The following is a 25,940-nucleotide window of genomic DNA, read 5'->3' as shown; positions in this document are numbered from 1 at the left end:
GTTCACTTGAGCCTCCATTGAATCCAGGACTCGCCGCCTCGCTAAAGCGCGACAGCGCCTGCGGTGTGCATGGTGCGGGATGTATACTTGCGGCCTTGTTTTGAAATGAGGTCGCCCATGCCATCCGTTATTTCCACCGACGTCCTGATTGTCGGCGCCGGAGTTGCCGGCCTCTGGCTGAATGCGCGCCTACGCCGCCAGGGGTTTTCCACGGTGCTGGTGGAAAACGCCACATTAGGTGGCGGGCAAAGCGTGAAATCCCAGGGGATTATCCACGGCGGTGCCAAATATGCCCTGCACGGCGCCCTCACCGGCGCCTCCGAAGCCATTGCCGATATGCCGCGCCGCTGGCGTGAAGCCCTGGCCGGTGACGGCGAGCTGGACCTGTCCGGCGTGCGCGTGCTCTCGCAAGCCCATTACCTGTGGTCCCCTGGCACGATCGCCGGCAACCTCACCAGCTTTTTTGCCAGCAAGGCCGTGCGCGGCCGTGTCGATCAGGTCAAGGGCGACGACCTGCCGCCGGCCCTGCAAGACCGTGGCTTCAAGGGCAAGGTCTATCGCCTGGCCGAACTGGTGGTGGACGTACCCAGCGTGATCGAACGCCTGGCGCAACTGGCCGGTGACGGCTTGCTCGCCGGGCAGCGCATCGAACCACTGCGCGAAGGCGACACCCTGGTGGGCCTGAAGGTCGATGGCCGCGAAATCCGCGCCCAGCGCATCGTCCTGAGCGCCGGCGGCGGTACCGCCGAACTGCTCGCCGCCCTGGGCCTGAGCCAGCCGGCCATGCAGAAACGCCCGTTGCATATGATCATCGCCAAGGGCCCAGGCCTGAAGCCGCTGTACGCCCACTGCCTGGGCGGCGGTACCAAGCCGCGCATCACCGTCACCACGCACCCGGCTGCCGATGGCAATTGGGTGTGGTACCTGGGCGGCGACATTGCCGAGGCCGACGGCGTGGCACGCACACCCGAAGAACAGATAGCCACCGCCCGGAAAGAGCTGGCGCACCTGCTGCCCTGGATCGATATGAGCCAGACCCGCTGGGCGACGCTGCGGGTCGACCGCGCAGAGCCTCTGCAATCGGGCCTGAGCCGGCCTGACAACGCCTTCGTCGCCGAAGAGGGCCGCCTGCTGGTGGGCTGGCCGACCAAACTGGCGCTGGCGCCGGATTTCGCCGATCGCGTGATCAACAGCCTCGAACGCGACGGCATCCGCCCAACCGCATCGGAGCCTTTGCCCGACCTGCCAAAACCCGCCATCGGCGTACCGGCCTGGGAGCAACTGTTGCCATGAGCCTGCCGACCCTGCACGACCTGCACCGCCCCTTGGGCAGCACCGGCCTGCTGGTGTCGCCGCTCGGCCTCGGCACCGTCAAGCTGGGCCGCGACCAGGGTGTGAAGTACCCCAGCGGTTTCACCATTCCCGATGACGACGAAGCACGGATGTTGCTGCGCCAGGCCCGCCAGCTGGGCATCAACCTGATCGATACCGCACCCGCCTACGGGCGCAGCGAAGAACGCCTGGGGCCACTGCTGCGCGGCCAGCGCCAGGACTGGGTGATTGTCAGCAAGGTCGGCGAGGAGTTCGAAGCAGGCCTGTCCCGCCATGATTTCAGCGCTGCCCATACACGGATGTCGATCGAGCGCAGCTTGAAACGACTTGAAACGGATTTTATCGATCTGGTGCTGGTGCACTCCGATGGCAACGACCTGCACATCCTCAACGACTGTGAGGTGTACCCGACCCTCGCGCAGTTGAAACAAGAGGGCAAGATTCGCGGTTTCGGCTTCTCCGGCAAAACCGTCGAAGGTGGCGTGAGGGCTCTGGAACAAGGTGATTGCGCGATGGTCACCTACAATCTGAACGAACAGGCGGAAAAAGCCGTCATTGAGTATGCGGCGGCCCATGGCAAGGGCATCCTGGTCAAAAAGGCGCTGGCCAGCGGCCACGTCTGCCTGGAACCGGGAATGGATCCAATACACGCCAGTTTCATGCTGTTGTTTGCGCAAACGGGCGTCGCCAGTGCTATTGTCGGGACCATCAATCCGCTGCACCTGGCCCATAACGTGGCGACCGCTGCCAAGGTCATTCGTCAACTCTGATGCCGCCGACGCGGCCGACCCCGTCGCAAGAAGGAGCCGACATGCCGCGAACGCTCATAAGAAAAAACCCCAGCAACTTCAAGACACTGCCCCTGCACGTCGAAGCCACCCCCGAAGGCCTGAGCTACCAGAGCGTGGGTATGCCGCTCAACTTCGCCCAGACCCTGCAACGGCGCAAGCCGGTAGAGGTGCCGGATGCCGAACGCTTCGCCCTGGAACTGGCCAACCTCGGCGTATCGGTGCGCCTGACACTGCACTGGCAAAACAAGGATTACTGGGTGTTGGTGCGCCAGCGTCGCCAGGACCGTGGCGATGTGGTGCTCAAGCTGATCTCCGGCTACGTGCCCGCCCATGAACTGAACCTGCCGCTGCACACCGCCATCCAGGAGATTGCCGAGGAGTGCCTGCTGGAGACCCCGGAAGGCTGGCTCGGCGGGCGCTTCAACGACACCTGGTTGCCGGCCCCCTACTCCGCCGCGCTGCATTACCGCGAAGCCTTGCCGTTTCGCCTGAGCCCTTTGTCAGGGGCCGCACGCCCGGTACGTTGCGCAACCACCCAACTGATCGAGCGCCCGCGGGCCTATGTGCATGTGCCGACCGCGTCGCTGCAACTGATTTATGACTTGCGCCTGGAAGTGCCGAAGGAAGCCAAATCCCTGAGCCTGTTCCATGTGGATGAGCGGCTTGAAGGCGACCAACTGGTGGCACGCCTGGACCGCCAGCGCCCGGACCTGTACCTGATGCCATTGAAAGACGGCCAACCGCTCGCCGAGCTCTACACTGTCAAGAAAGACCAGCTCTACCCCGCCAGCACCCGCGGTCTGTACCTGGCGGAAAGCTTCGCCCAGCAGGAAGGCTGGCTGGTGCGCGACGAACGCATTCGCTGGAAGGATTGGCTGCGGCAGCAAGGCCTGGCGGAGCCTGAGAAAGAATCGAAATTGAAGCGCCTGACCGGCAAGGCGCGCCAGATGCTGCGCAAGATCGTGCCAAAGAAAAAAACCAGCCGATGAGGGCTGGTTTCTGCTGGATCAGCCCTTGAGCAACCGCGCCAGGCCAACCGTCAACGGGGTCGGCTCAGGCAGCTTGAAGCTGGCCAGCAAACGCTGGTTATTTGCCCGCGAATGCCGAATGTCTCCCGAGCGTGCCGGGCCGTAAGTCACGGCAGGCAACGTACCAATGGCCTCTTCCAGCGCCTGCAGCACCTGCTTGAGGGTAGTCGTGCGGTTCCAGCCGACGTTGATCGCCCCCAACGGCGCGTCCGGGGCTTCGATGGCCTGCACCAGCACGTCCACCAGGTCTTCCACGTACATGAAGTCGCGGGTCTGCTCGCCATCGCCGAACACGGCAATCGGCAGGCCTTGCTGAGCCCGTTCGCTGAAGATGCTGATCACGCCGGAGTACGGCGATGACGGATCCTGGCGCGGGCCGAAGATATTGAAGAAGCGGAAAATCACCGGTTCCAGGCCATGCTGGCGCCGGTAGAAGTCGAAGTAATGCTCGCCGGCCAACTTGTCCGAGGCATAGGGCGTCAACGGCGCCTTGGCGGTCTCTTCGTCAATGGAAGCACCTTCGCCGTTGTTGCCATACACCGCCGCGCTGGAAGCGAATACCACCCGCTTCACACCGGCTTTGCGCATGGCTTCGCAGACATTCAAGGTACCGACGAAATTGCTCTGGTGCGTGCTGACCGGGTCATCCACCGAAGCCTGCACGGAAGCGACCGCCGCCAGGTGCACCACCGCCGTCGCACCGACAGCGGCACGCGCCACCATTCCGGCATCGGCGACATCCCCCTCGAGCAGCTCGACGCGCGGGTTGTCCAGCGGCAGGTTGCTGCGTTTGCCCGTGGACAGGTTATCCAGCACTCGCACTGCGTAGCTCTTGGCAAGCAGCGCGTCGACCAGGTGCGAGCCAATGAAGCCCGCGCCACCGGTGATCAGGACCAACGGATCAGCCTTACTCATTGCTGCGGATCTTCTCGACAATGGCGGTGGTCGAGCTGTTCTCAACCAGGCCCAGCACTTTGACCTTGCCGCCGTAGGCGCTGACGATGTCGGCACCGACCACCTGGTCGACGGAGTAGTCGCCGCCCTTGACCAGCACGTCCGGCTTGACCTGGGCCAGCAGGTTTTCCGGGGTGGCTTCAGGGAAGCTGATCACCCAATCCACCGCGCCCAACCCGGCCAATACCGCCATGCGTCGGTCGACGCTGTTGATCGGACGGCCAGGGCCTTTCAGGCGGCTGACCGACGCGTCATCGTTGACCGCGACGATCAGCCGATCACCTTGGGCGCGAGCCTGCTCCAGGTAGGTCACATGGCCGGCGTGGAGGATGTCGAAACAGCCATTGGTGAACACAATGCTTTCGTTGTGGGCACGGGCATCGTCAATCGCCAGCAGCAATTGCTCGATGCTCAGCACACCACGTTCCGAACCTTCGGAGCGCTGGATCGCCCGGCGCAGTTCAGGCGCGCTGATCGCGGCCGTCCCCAGCTTGCCGACCACAATACCCGCCGCCAGGTTGGCCAGGGCCACGGCGTGGGGCAACTCTTCGCCGGCCGCAATGGAGGCCGCCAGGGTGGAAATCACGGTGTCACCGGCACCGGTGACGTCAAACACTTCACGGGCACGCGCCGGCAGGTGCATCGCCGGGTGACCGGGACGCAGCAGGGTCATGCCGTGCTCGCCACGGGTCACCAGCAAGGCGCCGAGGTCAAGGTCGGCCATGAGTGCCGCGCCTTTGCTCACCAGGTCGTGCTCATCGGCGCAACCGCCGACGATGGCTTCGAACTCGCTGAGGTTCGGTGTGATCAGGCTGGCACCTCGATAAATCGAGAAGTCCTTGCCCTTGGGATCGGCCAGTACCGGAATGTTCCGCGCCTTGGCGGCCTGGATCAGTTCCTGGTGGTTCTTCAGGGCGCCTTTGCCGTAGTCGGACAACACCAGCACCTTGATACCTTCAAGCAACGCGTCGACCTGGCCGCTGAGGGCCAGGGCGTCGGTGGCGAAGGGTTCTTCAAAATCGATACGCAGCAATTGCTGGTGACGGCTCATCACCCTCAGCTTGACGATGGTCGGCTGATGGGCAATGCGCTGGAACAGCGCGCGCACGCCGGCGCCGCGCAGGCTGTTGGCCAGGCTGTCGGCGGCTTCGTCGTCGCCGGTCACACCGACCAGGGAGGCCGGGGCGCCGAGGGCGGCAATATTGAGGGCAACGTTGGCAGCGCCACCTGGACGGTCTTCGATTTGCTCGACCTTGACTACCGGTACCGGCGCCTCAGGGGAAATCCGTGAGGTACCGCCATGCCAGTAACGGTCGAGCATGACATCGCCGACCACCAAGACAGGGGCTTGATCGAATCGCGGCATGGACAACTTCATGGAGCAACCCACATACAAAATGAACAGGGGCGCGATATTAGCACAGGGTGAGCGCCGCCTAGTTCGAGAGCTTTATCCGCGATGCATCAGGCACTGAAACTGATCACTTTTTAAACAGTGTCGCCAGGATGTGCTCCACGGCTTCGGCCAGCTCGACCTCATCGGTATTGATTTCGCAGTCGGCCGCAAGCGGTGCCTCATAGGGGCTGTCCAACCCGGTGAAGGCCTTGATGCGCCCCTCCAGTGCGGCGCGGTACAAGCCCTTGGGATCGCGCCGGGCACATACGTCAAAGGGCGTGCTGACATAAATCTCAAAGAACTGCTCCGGCCCGAACAGCGCCCTGGCGCTCGCGCGATCGACGCTGAACGGCGAGATCGCCGACACAATGACAATCAAGCCGGCGTCCACCATCAGGCGCGCCACTTCGCCGATACGCCGGATATTTTCCTTGCGCGCCGCATCGCTCATGCCCAGGTCATTGCACAGCCCCGCGCGCAAGTTATCGCCATCGAGCACGAAGGTGTGCCGTCCCTGCTCATTGAGTTGCACCTCCAGGGCATTGGCCAGGGTCGACTTGCCGGACCCGGACAGCCCCGTCAGCCATACGCAGCAGGGCTGCTGATGCTTGAGCGCCGCCCGTGCGGCCACGGACAGCGATAGGGAAAAGGGACGGATGGCAGCGCAACCGCCGGTCAGCAACTGGCTATTCATAACCCAACACCTCGTAGTCACGTTGATAGGCACGCCTGACCAATCGGCGCGTACGCGAGGAGCAAAAGTCCCTGACCGCCTCGTGGCGACGCCCCAGTGAAACATTCAGATGCGGCAGGGATGAGTCCACCCCGAGGCGTTCGCACAGGTGCAGGAAGTCCTCCTGCAAAGACTCCTGGCGCCCGAGAAAGTCCATGGCCATCTGGCCCATGTGGTCGACCAGGAAGTCGGTCTGGGGAGCGAAGTGCAATTGGCGTCGCAGGTTATCCGGGTGCAGCCAGCCGGCAACGAAATGGTCGAAGTCACGGTAGCTGGAAACCAGCGCCTGGGCTTGCAGGTCGCGAGGGCCCATGGCGTTGCCGCGCAAATAGGTGTAGGCCGAGTAGGCACGCTCCAGCGGGTCGCGTACGAAGGCAAATTTGAAGCTGCGCTCGCAGTGCTGGGGAAATTGCTGCTCATACCAGTAATACGGCAGATGCCCCGGCCAGCGCCCCTCGAGAAGTGCCGAGCACAGGCTGCTACCGGCGCATTTGGGCACATGGATAAACACGCACTGGTGTCGTTCGAAAGCCGGGTTAAGCGTTGCTACCCCAGACAGGGATTTGTTCACCGCCTGGCGATCCACCACCGACAAACGCCCCAGCAGAAACACCCTCTGGTGCTTGGGAAGCAGCTTCCACAGTAGACGTTGCAGCATTCCAATACCCACGCAAGAAGGTTAGCCCTCTCGTTCGTCATTCGAATCGAGAAGGCCAACATAACAAACGACAAGCGCTGGATTATTTGGCTTTGGTCAAGCCCTGTAACGGGCCCGATACAAACACCGGGGCGCATTGCGCGCCCCGGCTGGTCAGGTGATGTTTGCCGTCGCCGGCTCGTCCAGCCCCATGGCGTGCAGGCGCGAGTAATAACCACCCATGGCCAGCAGTTCGAGATGTGTCCCGCGCTCGACAATTTCGCCGTGGTCCATCACCAGAATCAGGTCGGCTTTCTCGATGGTGGACAACCGGTGCGCAATCACCAGGGTGGTGCGACCTTTCATGACCTTGTCCAGTGCAGCCTGGATATGCCGCTCGGACTCGGTATCCAGGGCCGAAGTGGCCTCATCGAGGATCAGCAGCGGGGCATTTTTCAGCAGGGCCCGGGCGATCGCCAGGCGCTGACGTTGACCACCGGAAAGCAGCACGCCATTTTCACCGACTTCGGTGTCCAGGCCTTTTGGCAGCTCGGAGATGAAGTCCATGGCGTAGGCGTCGGCGGCGGCTTTCTCGATGTCGGCACGAGGTGCATCCGCGAGGTCGCCGTAGGCGATGTTGTTGGCCACGGTGTCGTTGAACAAGGTCACATGCTGGGTCACCTGGGCCACGTGACGACGCAGGTTACGCAAGCGGTAGTCTTCGATCTCGACCTCGTCCAGCAGGATTTCCCCGGTTTCGTGATGGTAGAAACGCGGGATCAGGCTGGCCAGGGTCGACTTGCCGCTGCCCGAGCGGCCGACCAGGGCGATCATCTGCCCAGGGGCTGCGCTGAAGCTGATGTTCTTGAGCACCTCACGCTCCGTACCCGGGTAGGTGAAGCTCAGGTTGCGCACGTCCAGGCGACCGCTGACGCGATCACGCTCCACAGTGCCGCTGTCGACTTCGGGCTCTTCATCCAGTTGTTCGAAGATGCTCTCGGCACCGGCCACGCCTTTCTGGATCGTCGAGCTGACTTCCGACAGCTGGCGAATAGGCTTGGGCAGCAGGCCCGCCGCAGTAATGTAGGCCACCAGGTCACCCGCCGTGGCTTCACCGCGCAACAGCAGCACCAGGAACATCAACGCGGCCATGGCCGTGTAGATCACCAGTTGCAGCATCGGCGTATAGACCGCACCGGTCTTGTTCATGCGCAGTTGCTTGTCGGTATTGCCCTGGCTGGCGGCGGCAAAGCGACGCTCCTCGTAGCTTTCGCCACCGAAGCTGCGCACCACCCGGTAACCCTGGATGGTTTCCGAAGCGACGTGCGTCACATCGCCCATTGCCACCTGGATCTTCTTGCTCTGCTTGCGGAATTTCTTGCTGGTGCTGCCGACCATGATCGCGATCAGCGGCAGGATCGCCAGCATCACGAGGGTCAGCTTCCAGTTCATCCACAGCAGGTAGCCGAACAGGAACACCACCGTCAGGCCTTCGCGGATCACCACCTTGATTGCATCGGTGGCCGCACCGGTGACCATGGTCACGTTGAAGGTGATACGGGAAATCAGGTGCCCGGAGTTGTGGGTATCGAAATAGCGGTTCGGCAACACCAGCAGCTTGTTGAACAACTGGACCCGCAGGTCATGCACCAGCCCCAGGGAAACCTTGGCCAGGTAGTAGTTGCCCAGGAACGACCCCAGCCCCTGCCACGCGGCGATCAGGATGATCAGCAGCGGCACGGCCATCAGCAACTTCAGGTCCTTGAACAACGGGATCTTGGGCAGGAACACCACATCGGGGTTGCTCAAGCCATCGACGAAGTACTTGAGAATCCCGGCGAGCATTGGCTGGGTCGAAGCGAAGATCACGAAGCCCACGATACTCAGCAGGAACATGCCGAGGTACGGTTTCACATAGCCCAGCAGCCGGAAATAGATTTTCAGGCTGGATTCCTGGTCCGCTTTGGGCGGTGCGTCACTCATGTGTCGAGCTCACTGATTGGGTAGGACGCGAACTTTATCACACGCGTCGGGTTTGGCCCGAGCCCAGACCAAAACACTGGCCAGGGCAATCGGCAGCCAGGAGATAAACCACTCGGCCCGCGGCGTGCCGGTCAGGCTGGCGGCATCGAATTGCATGGCCAGGAACGAAAACACCCACATGCCGATGATGCCCTTGCCATAGAGCGTGTCGCGGGCCTTCCAGGCCTGCCACAGCACACCGAACCACAGGCCGCACCACAGCAGCAGGCCGGGCAGGCCCAACTCGATGCTCACGTGGGTGAACAGGTTGTGGGAGTGATCGAAAAAGAGGTTGTCGGCAAATACCTTGTAGTCCCCGCCCAGCCCCAGGCCGGTCCACGGGCGCTCGCTGATCATCTGCACGGCGGCCATGAAGATCTGCGGGCGGTAAGACACACCCCGGGCCAGCACCAGGGACTGCATGGCGAAGAACACCGCCAGCGCCGCGATGACCGCACCAATTGCAATCACCGTGCTACGGCGGTCACGGCACCAGGCCGGCATTGCCACGACAGTCAGCAACAACGCCAGTGCGGCGCCGCGGCTTTGACTCAGCACCACGAACAACCCAAGCAACGCGATGGACACTGCCCATGCCACCTGCATCCAGCGACCGCGCGGCAGCCAGTGCAGCAACCACACGGCGGCCAGGCCGATCACATAGGCACCCAGGATGGGATGGCTCAACTGACCCAGGCCTTCGAGACGCGCATACCAGTCGTTATGCTCAAAGCCATAGAATTTGATGATCGCCAGGAGCGACGACAGGGCCAGGCCGAAACCACCCCATTGCATCACGCGGATCACCTGCTCGGTCCGACCACAGGCGAGTACCGGGAAAAACAGCAGGAACACGCCGATGTACAGCAGACGCTTGGCTTCGCGCGAAGGGTCCTCGGCATTGGTCCACGTCAGGCTGATCGCCCCCCAAGCTGCCAGCAACCCGACCATCACGCAGAGCCAGCGCTGCTCGCGCCAGACCTCAATGAGACGCTCACGGGCCGACCAGGCAAACACCATCGCCGGCAACCACAGGAACAGCGTCAAACCCTGTTGATAAATCTTATTGGTCGGGGCAAAAGCAATCGCCAGCAAAAACCAAAGTAACCCGAAAATCATCCATACCTGCGCCCAACGACTTGCTTGCATCACCCGCTCCTGAATACGTTCAACCCGCCAACCCGGCATGGTTAAAACCCAAAACTTTCGGCATTATTACCGATCACTGTGCCCGCGACTCCCACAAGGCTTTCCGACGATGCAATGTTCAAGGCTTTCCCAAGCCGATTTAACCGCGATGATTGAAGGTGCCAGAATCCTGGAACAGGACAGCTACGGGCCCAAAGTCTACCTGCTGACCGACGGGAACATCCTCAAGCTGTTTCGCCGCAAGCGCCTGCTGTCGTCCGCGCTGTTCCGCCCGTACTCCAAGCGTTTCATCGACAACGTGGCGCAGTTGCAACAACGGGGCATCCCGACCCTGACCGTGCTCGCGTTCTTTCAACTGACGGCGCCCGGCATGACCGCCGTACTCTACCGCCCCTTGCCGGGCGAAACGCTGCGCCAGATTTCCAACCGTGAAGGCTTTGACTGGCACACCAACCTCGACCCGCTGGTGGCCCTTATTCGCCGCCTGCATGGCGCGGGCATCTACTTCCGTTCGTTGCACCTGGGCAATATTGTCGTGACACCGGACAATGAAATGGGCCTGATCGATGTGGCCGACATGCGCTTCCTGCGCGCGCCCCTGAACCCGGAACTGGCAAGGCGCAACCTGCAACACTTCGCCCGCTATATTGCGCGCGAGAAGCTGAACGAACACTTTCCAATGCAAGCACTGGAGCAAGCACTGCTAGCGGCATGAGAACAGCCGCCGGGTGGTTTCAGTGAAATCGTTCCAGGCCTGCTCCGGCGCCAACGCCCGCGATTGAGCCTCGACAACCTGCACGCCGGAACTCACGAACGCGCGTGCCAGGAGTTGCCCCCAGGACGTGGCGCTGTCTACGGGCGCGTACCAGCCGGCATCACCCAGTTGTTCGCGGAACACTGCCAGTTCGCTGGTCAGTACAGGCACGCCGGCCATCACCGCCTCTTGCAGGATCAACCCCAGGCCCTCTTCCGTCGACGGAATGGCGACCCAGTCAAACGCCCGATAAAGGGTCGCCGCCTCAGGAATATGCCCCGGCAGGTACACCTTGTCGCGCAAGCCAAGCGCCTCGATACGCGCCTCAAGCCTGGGCCTCGCCGGCCCCTCGCCGATGATCACCAGGCGCGCATCCGGCCGATCGGCCGTCGCACTGGCAAAGGCCTCCAGCAAACAGCCGAACCCCTTGCCGTCGACCAGTCTACCTACCGCCCCCACTGCCGGCGAGCCATCCAACGGCAGCCCCAGGCGGGATCGCGCCGGCTCACGGGCAAGCGCGGCGGCACGAAACACCGCAGGATCGAAGGCACTGCGCAGCACCGCCACGGGCCTTTGCAGGTAACGCTCAAGGGAACCGGCGAGGGTTTGCGACACGGCCGCCAGCGTCAGTTGCGACGCCGGGAGTTGCTCGAAGAGTTTGCGATCAGCTTTGCGCAAGCGCGTGACACCATGAAAAATCACCACGGCCCGCACCTGCGGCAGGTGCTTGAGCACCGGTAAAAGCACCCGCGCGACACCGATGCCATCCAGCAGTACAACCTGCACATCCTCAGGCAGGGCCTTCTGGAAGCGCGCACGCATCCACGGCATCAGCCACTTCCACAGGTGCCGCCCCTTGAGCCTGGCGGATGAGAGGTTCCACTCGACGGCCTGCTCTACCAGGCCATCGCTGCCGGCGGCGCTGCCCTGAAGCAACCAGGTGTGCACCGGTACATCGCTGTCGGCCTGGGCCAGTATTTGCTGATGAACCTTCTGCACCGAAGCGAATGCAGAGCCACCAGCCCACATGATGTTGAGAATACTCATCGAAAAAACCTTATGCGGCGTTGGTGTGGCTCGTCGTATTTACTGGCGGATCAACCAACCGATGCCGACCCCCAGGATCAGCATGAGCACCAGCTTGACCCGCTCTCGCCGCTTGCGCCGCGCCTTGGTCAAGCGCTCTTCCGCCGTCGCCACATGCAAACCGAAACCGGTGTGCAAGACCGCATCGCCCTCCAGGGTGACGGCGCCCAGGTTCAGCTGCGCGTAACGCCTGGAAAGCCCTTTCTCACCCTCGAACCCGGCATAGGGCGCACATAACCGGTATTCCTTGATACGTCGCAGCCCCGGGTTCAGCGAGAACCCTTGCCACTCAGGCTTGTCGGACAGCAAGGAATAACAAGGTACCCCGCCAATCACCTCGCGCGGCCCCAGATGAATATAGGGGCTGTGCACCTGCAAGTCGTAAACGTAATTGCGCAACCAGACTTGGAGAATATCGGGACGCTGCTCCAGCACGGTCTTCGAATCCTCGACAAACCCGGGTCGATAAAACGCCCAGTCATCTTCGCAATGGAATATGTACGGGGTCTTGACCGACCCGTAGGCCAAGTCGATGGATGCCAATTGCCCCAGCTTCGGGCGGTTGATCAGGAACGTGCAATGGCCGAGCCAATGCTCGGGAATCGCCAGGCGTACCGCGTCATCGCCAGAGTCTTCGGTAATGAAGACTTCGCGGATGGCCGCTGTATTGAACAGATCGAAGCTCGCGAGCGTGCGCTTCAGCAAATCGAAGCGACCACAACTGGTCACGACGAGCGTTATATCGCTTTGAGCGGAGAATTGCATTCAAGCCTCGATAATATCATAAGGCCACCAAGCGCGGCCACCTGGCAGATATCAAACGCCTAGTTTCAAGCGCAGCGTTTCCAGCAAACTCAACGGTGCCCGGGGCCGCAGCGGCGGATTCAGCGCCTCGACAATGCGCTGGCCGATGCGCGCAAAGCTGAACTGGCTGACCGCGAGGTCCTGCCCGTTGCGCGCAATCTCGGCCGCCAGTTGAGGATTGGATCGCAATGCAGCGAGTTTTTCCTGCAACTGGGGAATGTCTTTGTAGAACACCACATTGACCATGTCCTTGAAACCAAGGGCCTGGTTTTCCGCGGCGCCCTGGTCAAACGCCAGCAGCACACAACCACAGGCCATGGCTTCGAAGTTCTTGATCATATACTCGCCCATGCCCACGTCGGCACTGACGAAAAAACGAATCCGGTTGAGGGTTGCGCAATATTCCTCACCGGATTTGGTGCGCGTAACCACCAAAGGTTCAACGCGGGCCAACTCATCGAGCAATGCCTTGCGACCACTGTAGGCCACGCTGTTGGTGCTGCCGACAAATGCCAGCTCAATGTCGCGCTCCAATCCCTGGGCCTGCAACAGCGCCTGATCGTAGCCCTTGGGCACGAACACCGCATCGAAGCCTTCGGCGCGCAGGCGCTCGGTCACCATATGCCCCGAACTGATAACCCGCACCCACGGCAAGCGACGGTAATGGGCACTGAACTTGCCCGTGTACTTGCAGGGAATGTAGTTCTGGTAGGCATCGTGTTCGAGGATCACCAGGTTCGGGATCGTACGGATAAAGCCGGCCTGGCGAATCTCCTGCTTGAACCGCAGGAAGAACACGATGCGGTCATAACGGCTCACGTCGACTTCACGCTTGAAGTAACCGCGCAGGTTGCGCTGCTCAGCACTGCTCAGCCAGCGGGTATCACACTCGCAGTGCTCGGCAATGCCTTCGTACAGGCGATCCAGAATCGCGCGCTGTTCTTTCTGTACCAGAAACAAAACTTTCATGACCTTCCCTTTCACAACTGCCGTCACAAACGCCAGAACAACTCATGCCGTCGTACGGCCTTGCGGAAAAACTCGTTCTCACCATAAGGCGACCGCGCCCGCCCCGCCAAGACCCGTTGCAGCCAGCGCCGCACACGACGCTTGAACGGAGGGGCGGGTTGCAGGTCATGCATCATGCCCAGCGCCATGGCCTTGTCGCGCTGCCGGGCCGGCGACAGCGACAGGCTGCACGGCCACAGTTCCAGCGTGTCATCGAACAGCGGCGGCAGGGCAATTCCGGCGCCCGCGTCGCCCATGGGCCAGCGGTCGTTGTCATGCAGATGGTTGGCGTAGCCGAGCACGGTGGTCGGCTGCCACTCCAGACCTTGCAAGGCTTCGATCACCGCTTGCTGCGCGCAGATGTGGTCCGGATGGGGATCCAGGACCGGATGGGGCAAGACAATCACTTCAGGGCGCGCGGTCAGCAGCAACTGACGCAGATCGGCGAGCAGGTTTTGCCAGGTCGGCAGGCCATCGGCATCCGCCGGCAACGGGAAAGGGTTGAATTGGCGGAACAGGCGGGTATCCGACAGGTCGGCCTCGCGCGAAGCGATCGGCTGATCAGGCGCAGCGCGCATCGCCGGCAGTTGCAGGCAGAAGTAACCCAGCTGCACGCAGTGTGCCTGTGGCACACCGGCCCAAAGCGGCACGGCTATGCTGTCCCAGGCGCGCAAACGCCCTTTGGTCCGCGCGGCCTCGACCGGATCCAGGCCCATGCGTTGATAGTGCTCGGCTTCGATTTCACCGGCGGTAAGGGTCACGATCCACGGCTTCTCGGCCTGGCTGTAAAGACCGAAGGCAGCCAATTCGGCATCGTCGGCATGAGGCGCGATAACCATGACCCGCTGCGCCGAATAATCCGGCGTGCCCCAGGCCCACAGCCGAGGAGCGCCCTGCACAGTACAAAAACGCCCGCGCAAGCGCAGCTCACCGGACATCAGGGCCGGCGCCCAGCCACTGAGGTTCAGGTAGCGAACGCCATTCACCCCGCGCTCGAAGGCCTGTCGGTCAGTGCTCTCGCCGCCCAGAATCTCAATGGCCGGATCCAGGAAACGTCCCAACCAACCACTCTTGACCTTGATAGCCAATACCAGGGTCGCCTCGGCTTGCAGCAGCGAATCCACCCGCAGCCGGTCACCGTCGAAGCGAACCCCAGCCACCTCGGCATCCGTCGAAAACCGGTATCGGTAGTCTTCGTTGGGCGCATAAAACAGATGGTCGGCAAACCATGCCTCGTGGGCGACCCAGGCCAGCACACCGAGCACCAACGGCAGCCACCACGCCACCCAGATACCGATCACCACCAGCAGCAGCAAGCCGATCAGCAAACCGACCCGTTTGTTGCGCCGATGGTGCTTGAGCAATTGCTGTTTGCGGCTCATACGGTCAGCACCGGCACAGGGTTGCACCAACGGTCCTTGTACTCGCGGTCGGCACGCCCAAAGGAGAAACGCAGCGGCTTGCCCACTTCACGGGCCTGTTCCCAGGCGCCCTGGGTGTTGAGGAAGCTCAGGACACTGCCCGGGCTGAACGCACGGGTTTCAGGGTCGACACCACCGTTGACGTACTCCACGCTGATCCACTCCGGCGACTCGACCCGGTACACCAACTGGACAGCGATGGGCGCATCATTGAGGAAGATCACCGAACCGATCAGCCATTCGCGCAGCAACTCGATCACCTCGGCCATGCGCTCGGCGCCGGTGGCGACAAAGCCCCAGCGGCGCAGGAACAGATCGCAGTAGATCGCGGCCAACTCCCCACTGGAAAACTCGCTCACCGGTCGCACCACCCCACCGGCCTCTTCCAGCAAGCGCAGTTCGCGACGCTGGTTGTAGCGAAACTTCTTCGACAGTTCTTCCGGGGTGCGGGCCATGGCCAACTGTTCGGCCTGGGGCTTGAGGCCGCTGAAACGGCCTTCATTCAGGGCCGACAAATAGCGTGCACGGTGCCGCAAGGGCGCCTGGGCTGCAGGCGCGGCGGGCAGGATCAACTCGGCGTTGCCCAGGTCGAACAGGCCTTTTTTGCCGCGCTGCTTGAGCACATCCTTGGACAAGGCCAGGTCGCGCCCCCAGGTCGCGATGCAGGCCTGAAGCTCGCCACCCTGCTCCCAGGCCAGGTAACGCACCGGGATGTCGGCCAGCCCGGCCAGACGTTCGATCACTTGCGGGTGGGTCGCGACACTGCCGCCAAAACGTTGCCAGGCATCGCTGTAGACCGGCGCGTCGACGACGGACCAGCCACGCTCGCGCCAGCCTTGGAATCGATTGAGCATCAAGCCCCCGCGGTCAGTTCAATAACGTGCGGCAATTGCCAGAAGGTATCGCGTACCGCCTGATCCGAGAAACGCTCGCGCAGGCGCACCAGCATCATCTCGGCGCACTGCCGTTGCTGGTGTTGGTCCATCGCTGCCAGGTGCCGCAGCCCCTGGGCAAGGTGTCCGGCATCGCCGAAGGGAAACAGGATACCCACGCCTTCGACCACTTCCTTCGCGCCGCCACAGGCCGTGGCCAGCAACGGGACGCCGGCCGCCATGGCTTCCAGCAGCACCATGCCAAAGGGTTCATGGTCGGAGCTCAGGGCAAACACATCGAAAGCACGGAAATAGCGGCGCGCCTCCGGCACCTGGCCGAGGAACAACACCTTGTCGGCAATGCCCAGCTCCCGTGCGAGGGCCTTGAGGTCCTGCTCCAGGCGCCCGCTGCCGAGGATGGCCAGGCGGCTTTCGGCCGGCAAGTGCGCCAGCGCCTGGGCAAAGCCCTTGAGCAATGTGGCCTGGTCCTTGTCCGGGTGCAGGCGACCGACATTGCCGACCACCCATTCGTCCGGCGACAACCCCAACGCGTCACGCGCCTCATGTGCAGGCACCTGGGTGGCCTGCAAGGCGTCGACGTCGATGCGGTTGTACAACGTCTGGATGCGCGCCGCCGGCCAGGTCGGCAGGCAGCGGCGCATATCGTCACGCACCGCGTCGGAAACCCCCAGCAGGCTGAGGCGCTTGCGGAAGATCCCGGCAAACAGCCTGCGACTGCGACGCTGGTAGTCACCAAAGGCGTGATGCACGCCAATCACCGGCAGCCGCGTGCCGAGCAAGGCGATGTAGATCGGCTTGAAACGGTGCGCGATACAAAAACTGAAGTTGCGCGATGCGGCGATCTTGCGCAATTCACGGATGGCACCCAGCTTCAGGCCACGAATGGCCTTGGAGCTGAATTCCATGAACAACACTTCATCGGACGCGCAACCGGCGGCCACGTGCGGGTCGGCGACCCCGGTGAGAAACACCGTGGTCACCTTGTAGCCGGAGCCTGCGAACAGGCTCGCGTACTGTCGCGCGCAGTCCAGGAACGGCCCGTCATAGCCATGGCAGAACTGCAGGACGTGGCGTTCAGCCGAGCGCGTCATAAGGGTCCACGCCGTCCTTGACGACCAGGATGTCTTCCATGATCAGGTACTGCAGGTCGGAGCCGAAGAACATGTTCAGCGCGTCGGTCGGCGAGCAGATCATCGCTTCGCCACGACGGTTGAGCGAGGTGTTCAGGGACACGCCGTTGCCGGTCAGTACTTCCAGCTCTTTCATCATGTCGTAGTAGCGCGGGTTGTATTCGCGCTTGAGCACCTGGGCGCGGGAGGTGCCGTCTTCATGCACCACTTCCGGCACGCGGGTCTTCCACTCTTCCGACACTTCAAAGGTGAAGGTCATGAACGGCGCCGGGTGGTCGACCTTGATCATCTGGGGCGCTACGGTGTCGAGCATCGACGGGCAGAAAGGCCTCCAGCGCTCGCGGAACTTGATCTGGTGGTTGATGCGGTCTGCCACGCCGGTCGCACTTGGGCAACCGATGATCGAACGACCGCCCAGGGCGCGCGGGCCAAACTCCATGCGGCCCTGGAACCAGGCCACCGGGTTGCCGTCGACCATGATCTTGGCGATGCGCTTGGGCATGTTCTCGATCCTGCGCCAGTTCGGCTTGCTCTCGTGCTTGGCGCAGGCGGCGATCACGTCTTCATTGCTGTAGGACGGACCGAGGTAGACGTGTTCCATCTTCTCCACCGGTACACCACGGGCGTGGGACACGTACGCGGCGGCACCGACAGCAGTGCCGGCATCGCCGGACGCCGGTTGCACGAACAGCTCTTTCACGTCGTCACGGGCAATGATCTTCTGGTTCAGCTTGACGTTCAGCGCGCAGCCGCCGGCGAAGGCCAGCTTGCCGGTGTCCTTGAGGATGTCGCCCAGGTAATGGTCGATCATCTGCAAGGCCAGCTTTTCAAACAGCGCCTGCATGCTGGCGGCGTAGTGGATGTACGGCTCGTCGGCGATGTCGCCTTCGCGCTTGGGGCCCAGCCACTCGATCAGTTTCGGCGAGAAGTAGAAGCCCTTGCCCTTCTCTTTATAACGGCGCAGGCCGATGACGTTGGCGTAGTCGGTGTTGATCACCAGCTCGCCGTTTTCAAACGAGGCCAGGCGCGAGAAGTCGTACTTGCTGGCATCGCCGTACGGCGCCATGCCCATGACCTTGAACTCGCCGTCGAGCATCTCGAAACCGAGGAACTCGGTGATCGCGCCGTACAGGCCGCCGAGGGAGTCCGGATCGTAGAATTCCTTGATCTTGTGGATCTTGCCGTTCTCGCCGTAGCCGAAGAACGTGGTGGCGTACTCACCCTTGCCGTCGATGCCGAGGATCGCGGTCTTCTCCTGGAAGCCGGAGCAGTGGTAGGCGCTGGACGCGTGGGCAAGGTGGTGTTCAACCGGTTCGATCTTGATTTTCTTCGGATCGAAGCCCAGTTGCTCCAGGCACCAGACGATCTTGTTGCGATAGCGCTTGTAGCGACGGTTGCCCATCAGGATCGCGTCAAGCGCGCGGTCCGGGGCGTACCAGTAACGCTTGGCGTAGTGCCAGCGCGCCTCGCCGAACAGGCTGATCGGGGCAAACGGGATCGCCACCACATCGACGTCGGAAGGCTTGATGCCGGCCTGTTCCAGGCAGAACTTCGCCGACTCGTAGGGCATGCGGTTCTTTGCATGTTTGTCGCGTACGAAGCGCTCTTCTTCGGCGGCCGCGATCAGCTTGCCGTCGATATACAAGGCTGCGGAAGGATCATGGCTAAGGGCGCCGGACAGGCCAAGAATCGTCAATGCCACAGGGGTCTAGCCTCTTTTAGTCTGCATGCAGGCGGGTTGCGCCTGAAAAAAGTGTGCTTCCCGCCTGGGCAGGAAACAGCTAAAGGGCGGGATTATAGCTCAAAAGCAGTGGGAAGCTGTTAGCGGCGAGCGGCAAGAGTCGCCTGCAGCATCGCCGTGTGCACAGTGCGAGCGCGCTGATGGGGCGCGTAGCCGAATTCCTGAATGATAAAAATCTTCCCAGTCACTAAACTCGCGCCCTTTTGCGCGTTTACACCCTAAGCGCCACGGATTCCGGCTGACTCATGACCCCTCTCGCTCGCTTCAACCTGTTGCTGCCCGGCCTGCTCGCCCTGTGCGGCGTCGCCCAGGCTGACGACCCCGCGCTGATCCTCGACCCCAGCGTCGTCACCGGCTCGCGCAGCGCCAGCCCGACCTTCGACCTGCCCTACTCCGTGGACGGCATCGGCCGCGAGCAGATCAGCGACGGCCAATTGGGCATCAACGCCTCCGAAGCCTTGTCCCGCGTGCCCGGCCTGGTGGTGCAGAACCGCCAGAACTATGCCCAGGACCTGCAGATTTCCTCCCGTGGCTTCGGCGCCCGCTCGGCGTTCGGTGTGCGCGGCATCAAGCTGATCGCCGACGGCATCCCCGCCAGCACCCCGGATGGCCAGGGCCAGGCCGCCACGTTCAACCTCGACACCGCCGAGCGTATCGAAGTGCTGCGCGGCCCGGCCGCCACCCTGTATGGCAGCAATGCCGGCGGCGTGATCCAGATGTTTTCCCGCGATGGCGAAGGCCCGCCACGCATCGGCGCCGAAACCCTGGTGGGCAGCGACGGCCTGAACAAGAACCACCTGAGCGCCGAAGGCGCGGCCAATGGCGCAGGCTTCGTACTCGATGCCTCGCGCATGGATACCAACGGCTACCGCGACCACAGCAGCGCCCGTCGCGACCAGACCTTCGCCAAGCTCAACTTCCAACCGGATGACGACAGCAAGCTGGCGCTGATCTACAGCAGCCTGGAGCAGAACGGTACCCAGGATCCACTGGGGCAGACCTGGGACGCCTACAAGGCCGACCCGCGCTCGGTGAGCAGCAATGCGCTGACGTACAACACGCGCAAAAGTATCGATCATCAGCAATTGGGCATGAATTATGAGCGGTATTTCGGTGATGCGACGCTGCAGGTGAACGGGTATACCGGGCGGCGGAGTGTGATTCAGTATCTGTCGATCCCGGACAGGTTCGGCAGTGGCGCCGCCAACCCGGCTAACGCTCGCGGCGGTGTGGTAGCTTTCGACCGCAAGTTCTATGGCGGCTCCCTCCATTGGCTGCAACCCATCACCAGCGCACCCGGCGAGCTGACCCTGATCACCGGCCTCGACTACGACCGCAGCCAGGATGATCGCCAAGGTTATTCCAACACCGTCAATGGGGTGCATGGTGTCAAAGGGGCCTTGGGCCGCGATGAAATCGACACCGCCACCAGCCTCGACCCGTTCGTGCAAGCCAACTGGTTGCTGGGTGACTGGACCCTGCAAGCCGGCCTGCGCCACAGCACCATGGAAATGGACGTAGACGATCACTTCCTCAGCGACGGCAACGACAGCGGCAGCAAGACCTACCAGAAGAACACGCCGTCGGTCAGCGTCATGTACGCCTTCACACCTGACTTGCACGGTTATGTAAGCGCGGGCAAAGGTTTCGAAACCCCAACCCAGGCCGAGTCCGCGTACTCCAGCACGGCGAACGGCTTCAACTTTGCGCTCAAGCCATCGGTCAGCAAACAGTATGAAATCGGCCTGAAAGCTCGCATTGGCCAGGACACCCGCGTGAATGCGGCCCTCTTTCAGATCACCACCGAGGACGAACTGGTAGTGCAGCAATCCAGCGGAGGGCGCACCACTTACCAAAACGCCGGCCGCACCCTGCGTCGCGGCTTCGAACTGGGCATCGAAAGCCAACTCGCCGAACACTGGAGCACCAACCTCGCCTACACGCGCCTGCAAGCCACCTACGACAGCGACTTCACCAGTGGCACAACTGCCGTGGACAAAGGCAACTACCTCCCCGGCGTGCCGCAAACCACGCTGTTCGCCGAGCTTAACTGGAAACCCCGGGACTGGGTCAGTACCGCTGTCGAAGGCCTGTACCGCAGCAAGGTCTACGTCGAAGACACCAACAGCCAACACGCCGCGCCGGGCTACAGCGTGTTCAACTGGCGCGCACGGTTCGAGCAGAAGGTCGAACACTGGACCTTCCACCAGACCCTGCGCCTGGATAACCTGCTGGACCGCCAGTACGTCGGTTCGGTGATCGTCGGCGACGGCAATGGCCGCTACTACGAGGCGGCGCCTGGGCGCTCGTGGTATGCCGGGGCGGGTGCGGAGTATCAATTCTGAACGCACCACACCTTCAATGTGGGAGGCCCCGCGCTGTCGCGCAGCAAACCGGAACCCCTGTGGCGAGCGGGCTTGTCCCCCTCACCACAGGAATGCGGCCGCCTGAAATTGTTTATGCAATAAGGGGAGTTTGCTCATGCCCCCAAGCGTCGGATGGAGTCCAGCTTTCGGGGTGCAACACTAGACGCGCTCCAGCATCCGCCGGCTGGCGAAACTGAAGCTCAGCACGATAAAGATCAGCACCCCGGTCGCCACCTGCTGCCAGTAGAAATTCCAGCCGATCAGCAGCAGCCCGTTGGCGATCACGTTGATAAACAGCACTCCGAGCAGGGTCCCCGGAACATTCGCCCGTCCCTGTCGACTCAAGGTGGCGCCGATAAACACCGCGCCAATCGCGTTGAGCAAAAACGCGTTCCCGGACAGCGGCACATAGGCGCTGACTGTCGAGCTGAGCAACACACCGGCCACCCCACAGGCCAGGGCGGTAGCCAGGGCCACGACGGTGACGATGCGCCGCACCGACAACCCCGAGTAATACGCCAGCAGCGGCTGGGTGCCCTGGGCCAGCAACTCACGGCCCAGGCGTCCGCGCGCCAGGGCCAGGCCGTAGAACAGCGCCAGCCCCACTACCACCAGCAGCGGTGTCAGCCCAGTGAGCTCAGGCTTCAAGCCTTGGCTGATATAGATCGGCTGGCCGCCGTCCGAGAGCAGTTGCTGGGCGCTGGTGCCGATAAACAGGGTGCCCAGGGTGGCCAGGAACGGACTGATGCGCAGCCCGGCAATCAGGCCGGCGTTGACCAGCCCCACCAGCAGCGCCGCCGCCAGCGCGCCCGTGGCCGCCACCGCCCAGCCATGGCCGCCATTGAGCAGCACCACAAAGCTGAAACTGGCAAAGTCCAGCGCCGTGCCCACCGACAGGTCGATGCCACCGGCCGCCACCGCGTAGGTCATGCCGATAGCGACAATCGCCAGCAGCACGAAGTTGTTCAGCACCAGGCTTTGCAGGTTGCCTGCACTGAGGAAGCCCGGCGCTTGCAGCGCAAACACCACGACAATCAGGGTGAATACCAGTGGCAATGTCAGCGGCAATACGGCGCGTGCGTTCATGCCGTCGCCCCTCGGTTCACTGCACTGGAGGCTGCGACGACCAGCAGGATCAACACGCCCTGCACACCATTGACCCAGAAGCTGGAGAGGTTAAGCAGTTGAAAGCCATTGATCAGAAAACCAATCAACAGCGCCGCCAGCAACGTCCCAGGAATGCTCGCCACCAGCCGGCGGGAAAACACCACGCCGAGAAAGGCGATCGCCACCACCGACAGCAGCATGTCACCGGAGCCGGTGGTGCTGCCGCTGAAGAACGCCGCCGAACACAGCGCAGCCACCGCGGCACATAGACCGGACAGCAGATAGCTCGACAATACGTAGACGGGCACTCCAATGCCCGCCGCTTCGGCCGCCTGGGGGTATTCGCCCACCGCATGCAGGCGCAGCCCATAGGCCGAGTGCTGGATAAGCAGCGTCAACACGCCCGCCGTCACCAGCAGCACCCAGGCCAGGGCCGGTACGCCCAACCAGGTGCCACCACTGAGCAGGTCCAGCAGCGGCGAGTCCGTGGAGACCACCGTGTTCTCCGTCAACACCAACTCCAGCCCCGCCAATACATTCATGCTCGCCAGGGTCGCCAGCAACGGCGGCAAACGCAGCACCACCACGGCCAGCCCATTCAGCAAGCCGACCGCCAAACCGCAGCCCAGAGTCAGCAGCAACGTCAACCCGAGATCCAGGCCGGCATTATTGAGGCGGCTGAATACCGCCGCGCACAAGCCCAGGTTGGCCGCCAGCGACAGGTCCAGCCCTCCAGCCACCACGTTCGAGCCGCCGCCGATAATCACGCAGGTGAGCCCGAAGGCCAGCACGCCGAGGATCGCCGACTGGCTGAACACATTGGCCAGATTGCCTACCGACAGAAAATTCGGCGCAGCCACGGCAAACCCCAGCAGGATCGCCACAAACACGCCCACCGACCCACGGCGCAGCACCAGCACCCACAACCGCTGCGATAACCCAGGCGTCGCCGTTTCAAGCATGTTCCACCTCTCGAGCGCTTAAAGCCGCCGCAGCCACGGCTCCCGTCGCACAGGCCAGCAACTGATCGCTGTCCGCCTCCCCGGCACGGAATTCACCGGCGATCTCACCCCGATGCAGCACCAGGATTCGGTCACTGATCCCCAACAACTCCGGCAAATCCGACGACAGCACCAACACCGCCGCCCCCTCTTCCACCAAGCGCCCGATCAAGCGGTAGATCTCCACCTTGGCCCCCACATCCACGCCCACGCAGGGCTCATCCAGCAGGTACACCGCCGAGCGGCGGCTCAGCCACTTCCCCAGGGCGACCTTCTGCTGGTTACCGCCACTGAGCTGGCTGACCGCCGCTTGGGGCCCCGGCGCCTTGATCGCCAATTCGTCGATCAGCCGCAGGCTTTCCGCCTGCTCCTTGCGGCGGCTCAACAAGCCCCAGCGGCTGAACCGCCCGAGCCCCGCCAGCGTGAGGTTTTCCAGCACCGAAAGCACTGGCGAGATCCCCTGGCTGCGCCGTTCTTCCGGCACCAGCGCAAGGCCCTCGGCAATCGCCTGGGCCGGCGAACGCAGGCGCAGCAAACGCCCGTCCAGATGCACACTGCCGCTGTCGGCGCGCTCGACACCGAAGAGTGTCTTGAACAACTCCTTGGCTCCCGAGCCGACCAGCCCGGTCAGGCCGACGATTTCTCCGCGCCGCACCTCCAGATCGATCTGCCGATAGCGCCGCGCCAGGCTCAACCCGCGTACCTGCAACAGCGGCGCTCCCGGTGCAACCTTGGCCTTGGGGTACATCTCCTGCACCTCGCGATTTACCATCAGCCGCGCAATCTCGGCGCTGGACGTATGCCGGGGCTGCACCACCGCCACGTCCCGACCATTGCGCAGCACCGTGACTTCATCGCAGAGGCTGTCGATTTCCTGTAGGTAATGGGAGATGTACAGGATGGATAAACCCTGGTCGCGCAGGCGCTTGACGATGCGCAGCAACTGGTCGACTTCACGCTTGACCAAGGCCACGCTGGGCTCGTCGAACACCAGGATCTTGGGCTGGCGAATCAACGCCCGGGTGATTTGCAGCACCTGGCGTTCGGCGCTGTTCAGCTCGCTCACCAGCGCACCGGCGGGCAATTGCAGATCAAAATATTCCGCCAGCAAGCGCTCGGCTTCACGTTGCTGCCGGCGTCGATCCACAAAGGGCCCGCGCCGCAATTCATGCCCGAAAAACAGCGCCTCGCCCACGGTAAAACTGGCGGGCAACAGACGCTCCTGATGGATGAACTGCACGCCCAGCGCATCCACCTGGCGCGGTGACAAGGCGGCGTACGACTGGCCATCGATACTCACCTGCCCCGCGTCCGCCTTGTGGATGCCGGCCAGGATCTTGATCAAGGTCGACTTGCCCGCACCGTTCTCCCCCACCAGGCCGTGGATGCTGCCGCGTTCGACTTTAAGGCTTGCGTCATCCAGCGCCAGGGTGGCGCCAAAGCGTTTATGCAAGTGTTGCAGGTGCAATGCCGGCATCAGTCACCCCGCAGTTGCTGAACCTGGTCCAGGTTGGCCGCGGTGGTCAGCAGCGTGGCCACATGGGTTTCCTTGGGCAGGTCTCGTTGCCCGGCCAGGTAGCGCGCCACGTTCTGCACAGCGGTCTTGCCGATCAACGCCGGTTGCTGCGCCACCACCGCCCCCACCGGCGAATTTGCCTGGCCGAGCAGCGCCAGCACTTCCGGCGTACCGTCGACGCCGTAAGTCTTGATCTCGGTGCGCCCGGCATCGATCAGCGCCTTGCTCGCGCCCAACTGCGGAATGTCCCACGCCGACCAGATCGCCGAGACGCTGCCCGCCGGGTACTTGTTGAGCAGCGCCGAGACTTGTGAATAAGCATCCTGCACGGTGTTGGGGATCACGTCGCGAAGCTCCGGCTGGATGATCTCCAGCTGGGGGTAATCCTTGAGCGCCAGCTTCAACTGGTCATAACGGATCGCACACACCGGCACGCCGTAGAAACCGTTGAACACCAGGATCTTGCCTTTGCCGCCGGCGTCCTTGATCAACTGATCGGCCAACGCCTTGCCGGTGGCGACGTTGTCGGAGGTGGTGTTGTTGAGGCTGTACTGGGACGGTGCATCGATGGTGAACAGCGGGATGCCGGCCTTGCTGATGCGCTTGAGCCAGGGGTCGATCACGCTGAGGGTGCCGAGGGTCTGGATCACGGCGTCGGGTTTCTGGGTGACCACGGTTTGCAGCTGGGTCACCAGGTTCTTGTCGTTACGCCCGGCATCGAGGGTGATCGGCGTGCCGCCCAGGCGCTTGATCTCATCGACCTGGGCCTGGAACGCCTTGATATCGAAATAGTGGCTGGTGCCGGTCATGCTCACGGCAATGCGCTTGCCGGCCAGGGACGGCACGGCCTCATCGCCCTCGGCAGCCTGGACACTGACGACATGGCCCAGCAACAGCGCGGCGCCAAGGCAGATCAAACGGGAAAGCGAGGAAAGGCTGGAAGGCATACAGGGCTCCGCTGCGACCGGTGAAAGGGTTCACCAGGAGGCATTGCAGAGCCCGTGCCAGGATTTTTATTACGTCAAATCAAGGGGATAACGTTTGCGGGTTAAGGCGGGCTGTCGTTCTGGG

General features: G+C 62.7%; 22 protein-coding genes. 5 read left to right on the top strand and 17 right to left on the bottom strand.

Annotation, left to right across the window (positions count from 1 at the left end; translation table 11 throughout):
* Positions 1–117 precede the first annotated feature (117 nt).
* Genes J1N02_RS16080 through J1N02_RS16070 form a run of 3 tightly spaced genes read left to right on the top strand, consistent with a single transcriptional unit; the run spans position 118 to position 3,112 of the window.
* Positions 118–1,293: an NAD(P)/FAD-dependent oxidoreductase gene (locus J1N02_RS16080; protein ID WP_027604928.1), complete on the top strand. Its 1,176-nt coding sequence runs from the start codon at positions 118–120 to the stop codon at positions 1,291–1,293.
* The gene (locus J1N02_RS16075; RefSeq protein WP_405126252.1) at positions 1,290–2,102 is read left to right on the top strand and encodes an aldo/keto reductase; all 813 of its coding nucleotides are present in this window, start codon (positions 1,290–1,292) and stop codon (positions 2,100–2,102) included. The genes J1N02_RS16080 and J1N02_RS16075 overlap by 4 nt, the downstream gene beginning before the upstream one ends.
* 41 nt (positions 2,103–2,143) lie before the next feature.
* Complete coding sequence (locus tag J1N02_RS16070) at positions 2,144–3,112, top strand: hypothetical protein (RefSeq protein WP_027604930.1); 969 nt, start codon at positions 2,144–2,146, stop codon at positions 3,110–3,112.
* Positions 3,113–3,130: 18 nt separating this feature from the next.
* Here J1N02_RS16070 and J1N02_RS16065 read toward each other — a convergent pair whose 3' ends face one another.
* The 6 genes from J1N02_RS16065 to J1N02_RS16040 form a co-directional block, all read right to left on the bottom strand.
* Positions 3,131–4,066, bottom strand: coding sequence for an NAD-dependent epimerase/dehydratase family protein (locus J1N02_RS16065; RefSeq protein WP_027604931.1), 936 nt, complete (start codon positions 4,064–4,066; stop codon positions 3,131–3,133).
* Entirely contained in the window at positions 4,059–5,483 is a 1,425-nt protein-coding gene (hldE, locus tag J1N02_RS16060) for a bifunctional D-glycero-beta-D-manno-heptose-7-phosphate kinase/D-glycero-beta-D-manno-heptose 1-phosphate adenylyltransferase HldE (RefSeq protein WP_027604932.1), read from the bottom strand. The genes J1N02_RS16065 and hldE overlap by 8 nt, the downstream gene beginning before the upstream one ends.
* Positions 5,484–5,586: 103 nt before the next feature.
* Entirely contained in the window at positions 5,587–6,195 is a 609-nt protein-coding gene (gene cysC / locus J1N02_RS16055; RefSeq protein WP_027604933.1) for an adenylyl-sulfate kinase, read from the bottom strand.
* Positions 6,188–6,892, bottom strand: a complete 705-nt coding sequence (locus J1N02_RS16050) for a sulfotransferase family 2 domain-containing protein (protein ID WP_027604934.1) — start codon at positions 6,890–6,892, stop codon at positions 6,188–6,190. The genes cysC and J1N02_RS16050 overlap by 8 nt, the downstream gene beginning before the upstream one ends.
* Before the next feature lie 153 nt (positions 6,893–7,045).
* On the bottom strand, positions 7,046–8,854 hold the full coding sequence (gene msbA, locus J1N02_RS16045; RefSeq protein WP_027604935.1) for a lipid A export permease/ATP-binding protein MsbA: 1,809 nt from the start codon (positions 8,852–8,854) through the stop codon (positions 7,046–7,048).
* A gap of 9 nt (positions 8,855–8,863) precedes the next feature.
* Positions 8,864–10,042, bottom strand: a complete 1,179-nt coding sequence (locus J1N02_RS16040; RefSeq protein WP_421147484.1) for an O-antigen ligase family protein — start codon at positions 10,040–10,042, stop codon at positions 8,864–8,866.
* Between the two features lie 148 nt (positions 10,043–10,190).
* Between J1N02_RS16040 and J1N02_RS16035 the strand changes: the two genes are divergently transcribed.
* Positions 10,191–10,757 (top strand): hypothetical protein, encoded by a 567-nt coding sequence (locus J1N02_RS16035; protein WP_027604937.1) that lies wholly within the window; start codon positions 10,191–10,193, stop codon positions 10,755–10,757.
* Here J1N02_RS16035 and J1N02_RS16030 read toward each other — a convergent pair.
* From J1N02_RS16030 to J1N02_RS16000, 7 genes are read right to left on the bottom strand one after another with little or no spacing between them, the layout of a single operon-like run.
* A complete protein-coding gene (locus J1N02_RS16030; protein WP_027604938.1) occupies positions 10,746–11,843 on the bottom strand; it encodes a glycosyltransferase in 1,098 nt (365 codons plus the stop codon). The two genes, J1N02_RS16035 and J1N02_RS16030, sit on opposite strands and share 12 nt — an antisense overlap.
* Positions 11,844–11,882: 39 nt before the next feature.
* Complete coding sequence (locus J1N02_RS16025; protein WP_027604939.1) at positions 11,883–12,647, bottom strand: hypothetical protein; 765 nt, start codon at positions 12,645–12,647, stop codon at positions 11,883–11,885.
* Positions 12,648–12,698: 51 nt separating this feature from the next.
* Entirely contained in the window at positions 12,699–13,655 is a 957-nt protein-coding gene (locus J1N02_RS16020) for a glycosyltransferase family protein (protein WP_421147483.1), read from the bottom strand.
* A 23-nt stretch (positions 13,656–13,678) separates the two neighbouring features.
* Positions 13,679–15,076: a PIG-L deacetylase family protein gene (locus J1N02_RS16015; RefSeq protein ID WP_169899252.1), complete on the bottom strand. Its 1,398-nt coding sequence runs from the start codon at positions 15,074–15,076 to the stop codon at positions 13,679–13,681.
* Positions 15,073–15,969, bottom strand: a complete 897-nt coding sequence (locus tag J1N02_RS16010) for a GNAT family N-acetyltransferase (protein WP_027604942.1) — start codon at positions 15,967–15,969, stop codon at positions 15,073–15,075. Before J1N02_RS16010 ends, J1N02_RS16015 begins: the two co-directional genes overlap by 4 nt.
* A complete protein-coding gene (locus J1N02_RS16005; RefSeq protein ID WP_027604943.1) occupies positions 15,969–17,099 on the bottom strand; it encodes a glycosyltransferase in 1,131 nt (376 codons plus the stop codon). The genes J1N02_RS16010 and J1N02_RS16005 overlap by 1 nt, the downstream gene beginning before the upstream one ends.
* Positions 17,083–18,840, bottom strand: coding sequence for a carbamoyltransferase (locus J1N02_RS16000; RefSeq protein WP_027604944.1), 1,758 nt, complete (start codon positions 18,838–18,840; stop codon positions 17,083–17,085). Before J1N02_RS16000 ends, J1N02_RS16005 begins: the two co-directional genes overlap by 17 nt.
* 284 nt (positions 18,841–19,124) lie before the next feature.
* Here J1N02_RS16000 and J1N02_RS15995 point away from each other — a divergent pair, with 284 nt between their 5' ends.
* Positions 19,125–21,224: a TonB-dependent receptor family protein gene (locus J1N02_RS15995; protein ID WP_368961437.1), complete on the top strand. Its 2,100-nt coding sequence runs from the start codon at positions 19,125–19,127 to the stop codon at positions 21,222–21,224.
* 180 nt (positions 21,225–21,404) lie between these two features.
* Here the strand turns inward: J1N02_RS15995 and J1N02_RS15990 are convergent, their stop codons facing one another.
* From J1N02_RS15990 to J1N02_RS15975, 4 genes are read right to left on the bottom strand one after another with little or no spacing between them, the layout of a single operon-like run.
* Complete coding sequence (locus J1N02_RS15990; RefSeq protein ID WP_092359394.1) at positions 21,405–22,331, bottom strand: ABC transporter permease; 927 nt, start codon at positions 22,329–22,331, stop codon at positions 21,405–21,407.
* On the bottom strand, positions 22,328–23,314 hold the full coding sequence (locus J1N02_RS15985) for an ABC transporter permease (RefSeq protein ID WP_108573639.1): 987 nt from the start codon (positions 23,312–23,314) through the stop codon (positions 22,328–22,330). The genes J1N02_RS15990 and J1N02_RS15985 overlap by 4 nt, the downstream gene beginning before the upstream one ends.
* Positions 23,307–24,830, bottom strand: a complete 1,524-nt coding sequence (locus J1N02_RS15980) for a sugar ABC transporter ATP-binding protein (RefSeq protein WP_098480490.1) — start codon at positions 24,828–24,830, stop codon at positions 23,307–23,309. The genes J1N02_RS15985 and J1N02_RS15980 overlap by 8 nt, the downstream gene beginning before the upstream one ends.
* Positions 24,830–25,816 carry a sugar ABC transporter substrate-binding protein gene (locus J1N02_RS15975; protein WP_092359401.1) on the bottom strand — a complete coding sequence of 329 codons (987 nt, stop codon included), beginning with the start codon at positions 25,814–25,816 and terminating at the stop codon, positions 24,830–24,832. The genes J1N02_RS15980 and J1N02_RS15975 overlap by 1 nt, the downstream gene beginning before the upstream one ends.
* Positions 25,817–25,940 lie beyond the last annotated feature (124 nt).

This window comes from Pseudomonas sp. NFX5, from assembly GCF_049132125.1.
GTDB classification, from domain to species: domain Bacteria; phylum Pseudomonadota; class Gammaproteobacteria; order Pseudomonadales; family Pseudomonadaceae; genus Aquipseudomonas; species Aquipseudomonas marginalis.
Note: the sequence above shows the minus strand (reverse complement) of the source record. Positions and strands in the feature narration are given on the sequence as shown.